Raw genomic sequence first — 11,725 nt, forward strand, 5'->3', positions numbered from 1 at the left:
CGGGCCGGACGCCGGCGACGTCTCATCCCCCTGACACGACCAGGACCAGCGGCACGCCCCGGCACGGCACCAGCCGCAGCCCGCCGAACGTGCCCGGCCGCCCGCTCTCCAGCACCGCCGCGAAGTCCGGCCCCTTGGTCAGTGAACCGGCGAGCTGCGCCGGGTCCGCCGACGCCGCCACCCGGCCGCGGGCGTTGACCAGCCGCGCCGGTCCGGGCAGCTCGCGCAGCAGCGGCAGCGCGGCCGCCTCGAAGTGCCGCAGGTACACGTCGGCGGCGGCCACGCCCAGGAACCGGCCGCCCACCTCCACCGGCGCCGACAGCGTGAGGCTGTACTCGTCCGAGCAGAGGTAGTCGACGTACGGCCCGGCCACCGCCCGCCGCCCGGTGTCCCGGGGCAGCGCGAACCAGTCCCAGTGTGTGTAGTCGGAGTAGGCCGAGGTGCGCGGGTCGAGGTCGAGCAGCAGCGGCCGTACGTCCCCGCAGGCGTCGCTCTGCCACCACTCCAGCCAGGCCGGGACGTCGGCCAGCACCCCGGGCGCGGCCACGAACCCGACACCGGAGACCAGTTCCTGGCGGGCCAGCCGCAGATGGAGACCGGGCCGGAGTGCGGCCAGGTCCGCGGTCACCGGCCGGCGGCCCTCCGCGGCCACCCGGGCCAGCAGTGCGGTCGTGTCGGCGCGGGTGGCCGCGACGGCGTCGAACACCGCCTCCAGGGCATGGCCGACCCGCGCGGCCACGTACTCCTCGGCGACGTCGAGCGTGGCCGCCACCGGGCCGGAGGGGACGGTGCTGCGGCTCATGGTGCCCTCCAGCGGACGGGGGAGCGGGCGCGGCGCGGCTACAGGGCCAGCCGCAGGGCGATGAGCCGTGCCGTCGAGTCCCGTACGCACCGCTCGGCCAGCTCCCTGGCCGGTGCGTGCGCCCCATCCTGCACGGCGGAGATTACGGACCGGTGACGGTCCGCCACCTCTTCACGATATTCGTCGTCACCGAGCACAAGGCAGAGCAGTGCCCCGATCTCCGTCTGGAGCGCGACCTGTTCCCGGGTGAGCCGGGCCGACTGGGCGGCGGCGGCCAGCTCCACGTGGAAGCGGCCGTACACCCGGCTGCGCGCCGCCGCGTCCGGCGCCCCGCGCAGCTCCTCGGTGGTCCGGCGGAGCTGGTCGAGGTCGTGGTCCTCCGTGCGCTGCGCGGCGAGGTGGGCGGCGGTGCCGGACAGGGCCGCCCAGTGGTCGCCGAGGTCGCGCAGCTCCTCGGGGCTCCAGCCGCGCAGCCGCTCCGTGAGTCGCTCCCGGTCGGGCACCTCGGGGGAGGACACGAAGCTGCCGCCGCCCCGGCCCCGGCGGGTGACCACCAGACCCTGCTGGCGCAGTGCCATCAGCGCCTCCCGCAGGGTCACCGTGGACACCCCGAGCTGTCCGGCCAGCTCGGTCTCGCCGGGCAGCTGCTCCCCGTCGGCGAGCAGGCCGAGGTCGATGGCGTCGCCGATCCGGCGTACGACGGCGGCGACCCGGGCCCCGCTGTCCACCGGGGCGAAGACGGCCTTTCGGGCGCCGCCGTCCGTCTGGTGCTGTCTCACGGCCCACCACCCTATGCGTTGACCCAAGCTTTACCTCAGAAGGGTCTTGAGCTTTGAACTATGACTTCATATCTTTCCGGTCACCAGGTGCAACGCAAGAGAGCGGCAGAAAGGTTCCCGCCCATGGAGGCCAGCGCGATCCGGTTGCGGGATCTGCGGAAGTCGTTCGGCGACACGAGCGCCGTGGCCGGGGTCGACCTGGAGATCCGGGACGGCGAGTTCTTCTCGATGCTCGGCCCCTCCGGCTCCGGCAAGACCACCGTCCTGCGCATGGTCGCCGGCTTCGAGAGCCCCACCTCGGGCACGATCGAACTCGCCGGACAGGACGTCACCCGCCGCGCCCCCTTCGAACGGGACGTGCACACCGTCTTCCAGGACTACGCCCTGTTCCCGCACATGACCGTCGAGCAGAACGTCGCCTACTCCCTCAAGGTCCGCCGGGTCCCCAAGGCCGAACGCCTGGTCCGGGCCCGCAAGGCCCTCGCCGAGGTCCGCCTCGAAGGCTTCGGCGGCCGCCGCCCGTCCCAGCTCTCCGGCGGCCAGCGCCAGCGCGTCGCCCTCGCCCGCGCCCTCGTCGGCCGCCCCCGCGTCCTGCTCCTCGACGAGCCCCTCGGCGCCCTCGACCTCAAGCTCCGCGAGCAGATGCAGATCGAACTCAAGGCGCTGCAACGGGAGGTCGGCATCACCTTCGTCTTCGTCACCCACGACCAGGAGGAGGCCCTGACGATGAGCGACCGCGTCGCCGTCTTCCACCAGGGCCGCATCGAACAGGTCGGCACCCCCGCCGAGATCTACGAACGCCCCGCCACCGCGTTCGTCGCCTCCTTCGTCGGCACCTCCAACCTGCTCACCGGCGAGGCCGCCCTGCGCGTGCTCGGCGAGAGCGGCACCCACAGCGTCCGGCCCGAGAAGATCCGGGTCCTCAAGGAGACCGCCGACCCGGACGAGGAAGGACACGCCACCGCCGTGGGCACCGTCGCCGAGGTGGTCTACCTCGGCGACGCCACCCGCTTCCTGGTCGACCTGGACGGCGGCGGCCGGCTCACCGCGCTCCAGCAGAACCTCGACACCTCCGCCGAGGACGTCGCCGCCTACCGCGGCACCCGCGTCCGGCTGCGCTGGCAGCGCCGGCACACCGTCCACGTCCCCGACTGACCCGCCGTCCCTCACGTCATGGAGTACGCCGTGCGCCTCACCCGTCCCCTCACCGCGGCCGCCTTCGCCGCGCTGCTGCTGGCCGCCACCGCCTGCGGCTCCTCCGGCTCCGGCTCCTCGACCGGACTCAACCCGCCCGACCTCAAACCCCTCGCCAAGCTCGGCAAGTCCGAGGGCGAGGTCAACCTGATCGCCTGGGCCGGCTATGTCGAGGACGGCTCCGACGACCCCAAGGTGGACTGGGTCACCGACTTCGAGAAGCAGACCGGCTGCCAGGTCAACTCCAAGGTCGCGGCCAGCTCCGACGAGATGGTCAAGCTGATGAAGACCGGCCAGTACGACGCCGTCTCCGCCTCCGGCGACGCCTCCCTGCGCCTGATCGCCTCCGGCGACGCCGCCCCCGTCAACACCAAGCTCGTACCGAACTACAAGGACATCTTCAGCGGCCTGAAGAACGGCGCCTGGAACTCGGTCAAGGGCCAGATGTACGGCATCCCGCACGGCCGCGGCGCCAACCTGCTGATGTACAACACCCAGAAGGTCAGCCCCGCGCCCACCTCCTGGTCCGCGGTCTTCGACGACGCCGGCACGTACAAGGGCCATGTCACCGCCTACGACTCGCCGATCTACATCGCCGACGCGGCCCTGTACCTCAAGGCCACCAAGCCCGAGCTGAAGATCAAGGACCCCTACGCGCTCGACCAGAAGCAGTTCGACGCGGCCGTGGCGCTGCTGAAGAAGCAGAACGCGGACATCGGCGAGTACTGGAGCGACTACCTCAAGGAGATCTCCGCCTTCAAGAGCGGCGACTCCGTCATCGGCACCAGCTGGCAGGTCATCGCCAACCTCGCCGCCGACGAGGGCGCGAAGGTGAAAGCCTTCGTACCCAAGGAGGGTTCCACCGGCTGGTCCGACACCTGGATGGTGTCCGCCAAGGCCAAGCACCCCAACTGCGCCTACCAGTGGCTCAACTGGATCGTCTCCCCGAAGGTCAACGCCGAGGTCGCCGAGTACTTCGGCGAGGCCCCGGCCAACGCCAAGGCCTGCGACCTGACCAGCGACAAGAACTTCTGCACCACCTACCACGCGGCCGACGAGACCTACTGGAAGAACATCGCCTTCTGGAACACGCCCATCGAGCAGTGCCTGGACGGCCGCACCGACGTCAAGTGCGTGCCGTACGCCAAGTGGGTGCAGGCCTGGACCGAGATCAAGGGCTGACCCATGGCCCTGCTCACCCGGACCGCGGGGGCGCTGCACCGGCGCCCCCGGCTCCGCCTCGCGCTGCTGCTGACCGCCCCGCTGCTGTGGCTGGCCGTGCTCTACCTCGGCTCGCTCGCGGTGCTGTTCGTCTCCGCGTTCTGGACGACGGACTCCTTCACCTCCGAGGTCGTCAAGGTCTGGTCGACCGACAACTTCCACGAGCTGTTCACCACGCCGGTGTTCCGGCAGGTGATCCTGCGCAGCGTCGGCGTCGCCCTCGCGGTGACCGCCCTGTGCGCGGTGATCGCCTTCCCGGTCGCCTTCTACACCGCCCGGGTCGCCAAGCCGAGCCGGCGCCCCCTGCTGGTGGTCGCCATCCTCACGCCGCTGTGGGCGAGTTACCTGGTCAAGGTGTACGCGTGGCGGCTGATCCTGTCCGAGGGCGGGCTCGCCGACTGGCTGCTCAAGCCATTCGGGCTCAGCGGGCCGGGCTTCGGACTGCCGGCCACCGTACTGACCCTGACCTACCTGTGGCTGCCCTACATGATCCTGCCGATCCACACCGCGCTGGAGCAGCTGCCCGACAACCTCCTTGACGCCTCGGCCGACCTGGGCGCCCGCGTCGGGCGGACCTTCCGGTCCGTGGTGCTGCCGATGGTGCTGCCGTCGGTCGCCGCGGGCTCGGTGTTCACGTTCTCTCTCAGCCTCGGCGACTACATCACCGTGCAGATCGTCGGCGGCAAGACCCAGCTCATCGGCAACCTCGTCTACGCCAACATCGAACTCAACCTGCCCATGGCCGCCGCCCTCGCCACCGTCCCGGTCGTCGTCATCGTGCTGTATCTGCTGGCGATGCGGCGGACGGGGGCGTTGAGCAGCCTCTGACAACAGGGTGCTATGTCACATGTCACACATGACACTCTCCCGGCCCGCCCGTATCGCCCTCCGCCTCGCCGCCGCCCTGGGCTTCGCCATCATCTACGTCCCCCTCCTCCTCGTCCTCGTCAACTCCCTCAGCCCCGACCGCAGCGCGAGCTGGCCGCCGTCCGGCCTGACCACCCGCTGGTGGTCGGCCGCCTGGCACAGCTCCGGTGCCCGCGAGGCGCTGTGGACCTCGGTGAAGGCCGGACTCGGGGCCACCGCGATCGCCCTGGTGCTCGGCACCCTGGTCGCGTTCGCGGTCGCCCGGTACCGCTTTTTCGGCCGCGACGCGCTCTCCTTCGTGGTGGTCCTGCCGATCGCGCTGCCCGGCATCGTCACCGGCATCGCCCTCAACTCGGCGTTCAGCACGGTCCTTGAGCCGCTCGGCGTCGGGCTCGGCCTGTTCACCGTGGTCGTCGGGCACGCCACCTTCTGTGTCGTGATCGTCTTCAACAACGTCGTCGCCCGGCTGCGCCGCACCTCGGGCACCTACGAGGAGGCGGCGGCCGACCTGGGCGCCGACACCTTCCGCGCGTTCGTCGACGTCACCTTCCCGCTGGTGCGCTCGGCACTGCTCGCGGGCGGGCTGCTCGCCTTCGCGCTCTCCTTCGACGAGATCGTGGTCACCACCTTCACCGCCGGGCCGGGCGTCCAGACCCTGCCCCTGTGGATCTTCGACAACATGACCCGCCCGCAGCAGGCGCCGGTGGTGAACGTGGTGGCGGCCGTGCTCGTACTGCTGTCCGTCGTCCCGATCTACGTTGCGCAAAGGCTGTCGGCGGACACGGCGACCGCCAGCCGCGTCTGATCCACGACCTTGAGGCGTTACGCAAAAGGCTTGCGTATCTTGCGCTAGTCTTGCGGGCATGACGCGACGACTTGCGGAAGTAGCCAAAAAGGTCGGGGTCAGCGAGGCCACGGTCAGCCGGGTGCTCAACGGCAAGCCGGGGGTGTCCGAGGCGACCCGGCAGGCGGTGCTCTCGGCCCTCGACGTGCTCGGCTACGAGCGCCCCACCCAGCTGCGCGGTGAACGCGCCAGGCTCGTTGGTCTCGTCCTGCCCGAGCTGCAGAACCCCATCTTCCCGGCGTTCGCCGAGGTCATCGGCGGCGCCCTGGCCCAGCTCGGCCTCACTCCGGTGCTGTGCACGCAGACGAAGGGCGGGGTCTCCGAGGCGGACTACGTGGAGTTGCTCCTGCAACAGCAGGTGTCCGGCGTGGTGTTCGCCGGCGGTCTCTTCGCCCAGGCCGACGCACCGCACGACCACTACCGGCTGCTCGCCGACCGCAACATCCCGGTGGTGCTGGTCAACGCGGCCATCGACAATCTCGGCTTCCCCGGTGTGTCCTGCGACGACGCCGTCGCGGTGGAACAGGCCTGGCGGCACCTCGCCTCCCTCGGCCATGAGCGGATCGGACTCGTCCTCGGCCCCGCCGACCACATCCCGTCGGCCCGCAAGCTGGCCGCCGCGCGCACCATGGGCGACCTCCCGGACACGAGCGTCGCCCGGGCCATGTTCTCGATCGAGGGCGGTCACGCGGCCGCCACGCGCCTCATCGACCAGGGCGTCACCGGCATCATCTGCGCCAGCGACCCCCTGGCGCTGGGGGCGATCAGGGCGGCCCGCCGCAAGGGCCTGGACGTCCCGTCCCGGGTGTCGGTCGTCGGCTACGACGACTCCGCGTTCATGAACTGCACGGAGCCCCCGCTCACCACCGTCCGCCAGCCCATCGAGGCCATGGGCCGGGCCGCCGTCGAACTGCTGAACGCTCAGATCGGCGGCACGGTGGTCCCGGCGGAGGAGCTGCTGTTCGAGCCGGAGCTGGTTGTCAGGGGGTCGACCGCGCAAGCGCCGAAAGCCTGAGGCCCGGCAGATCCAATCTGCTGTCGAATAATTACAGATTCTGCGTGACATCTTGCGCGGCGGTGCTGCCGGTGCTTGAGTGTGCGGCGCCCACCGGTCCCGGTGCGGCGCCCAACTGCTCCTGTTCTGGGGGGTCCACCGATGTCCAGCACCGGGTTCCGCCGTGCTCTCGTCGCGTTCGGCGTCTGTTCCTCGCTAGCGCTCTCCGCCTCGGCCTGCGGGTCGAGCGGCGACGACGCGGGCAGCGGCAAGACGCGCATCACCGTCAACTGCGAGCCGCCGAAGAGCGCCAAGGTCGACCGGTCGTTCTTCGAGCAGGACATCGCCGCCTTCCAGAAGAAGAACCCGGACATCGACGTCGTCGCGCACGACGCGTTCCCCTGCCAGGACCCGAAGACCTTCGACGCCAAGCTCGCCGGCGGCCAGATGGAGGACGTGTTCTACACGTACTTCACCGACGCCAAGCACGTCGTGGACATCAACCAGGCGGCCGACCTCACGCCGTACCTCAAGGACCTGAAGAGCTACGACACCATCCAGAAGCAGCTGCGGGACATCTACACCGTCGACGGCAAGGTCTACGGCATCCCGCGCACCGGCTACTCGATGGGCCTGATCTACAACCGCAAGCTCTTCCAGCAGGCCGGCCTCGACCCGGACCAGCCGCCGACCACCTGGGACGAGGTCCGCTCCGACGCCAAGAAGATCGCCGCGCTCGGCAACGGGACCGTCGGGTATGCCGACTACAGCGCCCAGAACCAGGGCGGCTGGCACTTCACCGCGGAGATGTACTCGCAGGGCGGCGACGTGGTGTCGGCCGACGGCAAGACGGCGACCGTCGACACCCCCCAGGGCCACGCGGTCCTGCAGAACCTGCACGACATGCGCTGGACCGACAACTCGATGGGCAGCAAGCAGCTCCTCATCATCAACGACGTCCAGCAGATGATGGGTTCGGGCAAGCTCGGCATGTACCTCTCCGCGCCGGACAACATCCCGATCCTCGTCAAGGAGAAGGGCGGCAACTACAACGACCTCGCCCTCGGCCCGATGCCCGGCGGCCAGGGCACCCTCATCGGCGGCGACGGCTACATGTTCAACAAGAAGGACACCCCCGCCCAGATCCGCGCCGGCCTCAAGTGGCTCGACTCCATGTTCCTCACCCCCGGTGACGGCTTCCTCGGCGACTACGCCCGCGCCAAGAAGAACAACGCGCCGGTGGGCCTGCCCGAGCCGCGCCTGTTCACCGGCGCCGCCGACGCCAAGGACCAGGCGGTCAAGAAGGCCAACTCGAACGTGCCGGTGGAGAACTACCAGGCGTTCCTGAACGGCAACCAGTCCCTGCAGATGAAGATCGAGCCGCCGGACGCCCAGCAGATCTACTCCGTCCTCGACGGCACCGTCTCCGCCGTCCTCACCAAGAAGGACGCCGACATCGACCAGCTCCTCAAGGACGCCAACGACAAGATCAACGGCATCCTGGCCCGGGGCTGACCACGATGACCAAGACGGCCGCACGACGACCCGCCGCCGCGGCGGCGGTCGCCGTACGACAGGCCCCGGCGCCGCCCCCGGCAGGGGACCGGAGGCGGCGCCGGATCACCGACCAGGCCCGCGCCTACGGCTTCCTGCTCGGCGGACTGATCTGCTTCGCCCTGTTCTCCTGGTACCCGGCGATCCGCGCGGTCGTGATCTCCTTCCAGAAGTACACGCCGGGCTCGTCCCCCGAGTGGGTCGGCACCGCCAACTTCACCCGGGTCCTGCACGACCCCGAGTTCTCGGCGGCCTGGCGCAACACCCTCACCTTCACCCTGCTGGCCCTGCTGATCGGCTTCGCGATCCCGTTCGTCCTCGCCCTGGTCCTCAACGAACTGCGGCACGCCAAGTCGTTCTTCCGGGTCGTGGTCTACCTCCCGGTGATGATCCCGCCGGTGGTCAGCGCCCTGCTGTGGAAGTGGTTCTACGACCCCGGAGCCGGCCTCGCCAACGAGACCCTGCGCTTCCTGCACCTGCCCACCTCGAACTGGACCAACGGCACCGGGACCGCGCTCATCTCCCTGGTGATCGTGGCGACCTGGGCCAACATGGGCGGCACGGTCCTGATCTACCTGGCCGCGCTCCAGTCCATCCCCGGCGAGCTGTACGAGGCCGCCGAACTCGACGGCGCCAACCTGCTGCAGCGCGTCCGGCATGTGACGATCCCTCAGACCCGGTTCGTCATCCTCATGCTGATGCTCCTTCAGATCATCGCCACCATGCAGGTGTTCACCGAGCCGTTCGTCATCACGGGGGGCGGACCGGAGAACGCCACGGTCACCGTGCTCTACCTGATCTACAAGTACGCGTTCCTGTACAACGACTTCGGCGGCGCCTGCGCGCTCAGCGTGATGCTCCTGGTGCTGCTCGGCATCTTCTCGGCCGGGTACCTGCGGCTGACCCGCTCCGGGGAGGACGGATGAGCAGCGCCACCCGCACCCTGATCTCGCCGGCGACGCTGGCCCGTCCACGCGGCAGGGCGGTCTACTGGACCGTCTTCACCGGTGTCGTCGTCCTCTTCGCGCTCGCCTTCCTCTTCCCCGTGTACTGGATGGTGACCGGGGCGATGAAGTCACCGGACGAGGTCGCCCAGACCCCGCCCACCATCGTCCCCAAGCACTGGCACCTGTCCGGCTACACCGACGCCTGGGACCTGATGCAGCTCCCGGAGCACCTGTGGAACACGGTGGTGCAGGCCGCCGGCGCCTGGGCCTTCCAGCTGGTGTTCTGCACGGCCGCCGCCTACGCCCTGTCGAGGCTGAAGCCTGCCTTCGGCAAGGTGATCCTCGGCGGCATCCTGGCCACCCTGATGGTCCCGGCCCAGGCCCTGGTCGTACCCAAGTACCTGACCGCCGCCGACCTGCCGCTCATCCACACCAGCCTGCTCAACGACCCGCTCGGCATCTGGCTTCCGGCCGTCGCCAACGCCTTCAACCTGTATCTGCTGAAGCGGTTCTTCGACCAGCTGCCCCGCGACGTGCTGGAGGCCGCCGAGATCGACGGCGCCGGAAAGCTGCGCATCCTCTGGTCCGTGGTCCTGCCCATGTCCCGCCCGGTCCTCGGGGTGGTGTCGATCTTCGCCCTGGTCGCGGTCTGGCAGGACTTCCTGTGGCCGCTGATGGTCTTCTCCGACACCGACAAGCAGCCCATCAGCGTGGCCCTGGTCCAGCTGTCGCAGAACATCCAGCTCACCGTGCTCATCGCCGCGATGGTGATCGCCAGCATCCCGATGGTCGCGCTGTTCCTCGTCTTCCAGCGGCACATCATCGCCGGGATCAGCGCGGGCAGCACCAAGGGCTGACGGCCCTTCCTCCGACAGAAAGGTTCGCACCGTGGGACAGCCCAGCCATGCCCCGAAGGACCACGAGGACCACGACTGGTGGCGTTCGGCCGTCATCTACCAGGTGTACGTCCGCAGCTTCGCCGACAACGACGGCGACGGCACCGGCGACCTCGCGGGGGTCCGCGCCAAGCTGCCGTACCTCGCCGAACTCGGCGTGGACGCGCTGTGGTTCAGCCCCTGGTACCCGTCGCCCATGAAGGACGGCGGATACGACGTCGCCGACTACCGGGCGATCGACCCGGCCTTCGGCACCCTTGCCGAGGCCGAGAAACTGATCTCGGAGGCCCGGGAGCTGGGCATCCGGACGATCGTCGACATCGTCCCCAACCACGTCTCCGACCAGCACCCCTGGTTCCAGGCCGCGTTGGCCGGCGGACCGGGCAGCCCGGAGCGCGAGCTGTTCCACTTCCGGCCCGGCCGCGGCCCGAACGGCGACCTCCCGCCCAACGACTGGCCGTCGCAGTTCGTCGGCTCCACCGAACCGGTGTGGACCCGGCTGCCCGACGGCGAGTGGTACCTCCACCTCTTCACCCCCGAACAGCCCGACCTCAACTGGGCCCACCCGGCCGTCCACCAGGAACACGAGGACATCCTGCGCTTCTGGTTCGAGCGGGGCGTCGCGGGCGTCCGTATCGACTCGGCCGCCCTGCTCGCCAAGGACCCGGACCTGCCCGACCTGGCCTCGCACCCGCATCCGCACCCCTTCGTCGACCGCGACGACCTCCACGACATCTACCGGTCCTGGCGCGCGGTCGCCGACCACTACGACGGCGTCTTCGTCGGCGAGGTCTGGCTCCCCGACGCCGAACGCTTCGCCCGCTATCTGCGCCCCGACGAACTCCACACCGCCTTCAACTTCTCCTTCCTGTCCTGCCCCTGGGACGCGGCCCGGCTGCGGAACTCGATCGACACCACCCTCGCCGAGCATGCCCCGGTCGGCGCCCCCGCCACCTGGGTGCTGTGCAACCACGACGTGACCCGTACGGCCACCCGGTACGGCCGCGAGGACACCGGCTTCGACTTCGCGGCCAAGGCCTTCGGCGTCCCGACGGACCTCGTCCTCGGGACCCGCCGGGCCCGCGCGGCCGCCCTGCTGTCCCTGGCCCTGCCCGGCGCGGTCTACATCTACCAGGGCGAGGAGCTGGGGCTGCCCGAGGCCGAGATCCCGGTCGACCGCATCCAGGATCCGATGTACTTCCGGTCCGGCGGCACCGACCCCGGCCGGGACGGCTGCCGGGTGCCGCTGCCCTGGGCGGCCGGGGCGCCGTACGCGGGATTCGGTGCGCGTGAGGAGCCGTGGCTGCCGCAGCCGGCCGGCTGGGAGTCGTACGCCGTCGACCGTCAGCAGGAAGACGCCGACTCCGTGCTCGCCCTCTACCGACGTGCCATCGCCCTGCGCCCACGCTTCGGCGACGGCCCGCTGACCTGGCTGTCCGCCCCCGAGGGAGTCCTCGCCTTCACCCGCGCCGAGGGTGTGACGTGCGTGGTCAACCTCGCCGCCACCCCCGCCGAACTCCCCGCCCACTCCCGACTCCTGCTCAGCAGCGGCCCGTTGGACGACGCGGGCCGGCTGCCGCAGGACACGGCGGCCTGGTTGACGAACTGAGCCGCCGGTACCGCTCTC

At 70.1% G+C, this 11,725-nt stretch carries 11 protein-coding genes; 9 read left to right on the forward strand and 2 right to left on the reverse strand.

The window, feature by feature from the left end:
- Positions 1-22 precede the first annotated feature (22 nt).
- Positions 23-802, reverse strand: a complete 780-nt coding sequence (locus KVT45_RS29655; RefSeq protein ID WP_217552174.1) for a cache domain-containing protein — start codon at positions 800-802, stop codon at positions 23-25.
- Positions 803-840: 38 nt separating this feature from the next.
- A complete protein-coding gene (locus KVT45_RS29660; protein WP_217552175.1) occupies positions 841-1,581 on the reverse strand; it encodes a FadR/GntR family transcriptional regulator in 741 nt (246 codons plus the stop codon).
- A gap of 123 nt (positions 1,582-1,704) precedes the next feature.
- Between KVT45_RS29660 and KVT45_RS29665 the strand changes: the two genes are divergently transcribed.
- From KVT45_RS29665 to KVT45_RS29705, 9 genes are all read left to right on the forward strand, one after another.
- A complete protein-coding gene (locus KVT45_RS29665) occupies positions 1,705-2,736 on the forward strand; it encodes an ABC transporter ATP-binding protein (RefSeq protein ID WP_217552176.1) in 1,032 nt (343 codons plus the stop codon).
- An 18-nt stretch (positions 2,737-2,754) separates the two neighbouring features.
- Entirely contained in the window at positions 2,755-3,957 is a 1,203-nt protein-coding gene (locus tag KVT45_RS29670; RefSeq protein ID WP_217552177.1) for an ABC transporter substrate-binding protein, read from the forward strand.
- A 3-nt stretch (positions 3,958-3,960) separates the two neighbouring features.
- A complete protein-coding gene (locus KVT45_RS29675) occupies positions 3,961-4,824 on the forward strand; it encodes an ABC transporter permease (protein ID WP_217552178.1) in 864 nt (287 codons plus the stop codon).
- A 28-nt stretch (positions 4,825-4,852) separates the two neighbouring features.
- Entirely contained in the window at positions 4,853-5,668 is an 816-nt protein-coding gene (locus KVT45_RS29680; protein WP_217552232.1) for an ABC transporter permease, read from the forward strand.
- Between the two features lie 58 nt (positions 5,669-5,726).
- Positions 5,727-6,722 (forward strand): LacI family DNA-binding transcriptional regulator, encoded by a 996-nt coding sequence (locus KVT45_RS29685; protein ID WP_217552179.1) that lies wholly within the window; start codon positions 5,727-5,729, stop codon positions 6,720-6,722.
- Between the two features lie 141 nt (positions 6,723-6,863).
- Positions 6,864-8,216 carry an ABC transporter substrate-binding protein gene (locus tag KVT45_RS29690; RefSeq protein WP_217552180.1) on the forward strand — a complete coding sequence of 451 codons (1,353 nt, stop codon included), beginning with the start codon at positions 6,864-6,866 and terminating at the stop codon, positions 8,214-8,216.
- A 5-nt stretch (positions 8,217-8,221) separates the two neighbouring features.
- Positions 8,222-9,181, forward strand: coding sequence for a carbohydrate ABC transporter permease (locus KVT45_RS29695; RefSeq protein ID WP_217552181.1), 960 nt, complete (start codon positions 8,222-8,224; stop codon positions 9,179-9,181).
- Positions 9,178-10,059 (forward strand): carbohydrate ABC transporter permease, encoded by an 882-nt coding sequence (locus KVT45_RS29700; protein ID WP_217552182.1) that lies wholly within the window; start codon positions 9,178-9,180, stop codon positions 10,057-10,059. Before KVT45_RS29695 ends, KVT45_RS29700 begins: the two co-directional genes overlap by 4 nt.
- 31 nt (positions 10,060-10,090) lie before the next feature.
- Positions 10,091-11,707, forward strand: coding sequence for a glycoside hydrolase family 13 protein (locus KVT45_RS29705; protein WP_217552183.1), 1,617 nt, complete (start codon positions 10,091-10,093; stop codon positions 11,705-11,707).
- Positions 11,708-11,725 lie beyond the last annotated feature (18 nt).

Source organism: Streptomyces sp. GbtcB6 (assembly GCF_019091475.1).
GTDB lineage: Bacteria > Actinomycetota > Actinomycetes > Streptomycetales > Streptomycetaceae > Streptomyces > Streptomyces hyaluromycini.

What these genes read in the sequence shown, in the direction of transcription:
- KVT45_RS29690 (WP_217552180.1), top strand. Translation starts at nt 6,864, where the DNA reads ATGTCCAGCACCGGGTTCCGCCGTGCTCTCGTCGCGTTCGGCGTCTGT.
- KVT45_RS29670 (WP_217552177.1), top strand. Translation starts at nt 2,755, where the DNA reads ATGGAGTACGCCGTGCGCCTCACCCGTCCCCTCACCGCGGCCGCCTTC.
- KVT45_RS29685 (WP_217552179.1), top strand. Translation starts at nt 5,727, where the DNA reads ATGACGCGACGACTTGCGGAAGTAGCCAAAAAGGTCGGGGTCAGCGAG.
- KVT45_RS29675 (WP_217552178.1), top strand. Translation starts at nt 3,961, where the DNA reads ATGGCCCTGCTCACCCGGACCGCGGGGGCGCTGCACCGGCGCCCCCGG.
- KVT45_RS29665 (WP_217552176.1), top strand. Translation starts at nt 1,705, where the DNA reads ATGGAGGCCAGCGCGATCCGGTTGCGGGATCTGCGGAAGTCGTTCGGC.
- KVT45_RS29655 (WP_217552174.1), bottom strand. Translation starts at nt 802, where the DNA reads ATGAGCCGCAGCACCGTCCCCTCCGGCCCGGTGGCGGCCACGCTCGAC.
- KVT45_RS29700 (WP_217552182.1), top strand. Translation starts at nt 9,178, where the DNA reads ATGAGCAGCGCCACCCGCACCCTGATCTCGCCGGCGACGCTGGCCCGT.
- KVT45_RS29695 (WP_217552181.1), top strand. Translation starts at nt 8,222, where the DNA reads ATGACCAAGACGGCCGCACGACGACCCGCCGCCGCGGCGGCGGTCGCC.
- KVT45_RS29680 (WP_217552232.1), top strand. Translation starts at nt 4,853, where the DNA reads ATGACACTCTCCCGGCCCGCCCGTATCGCCCTCCGCCTCGCCGCCGCC.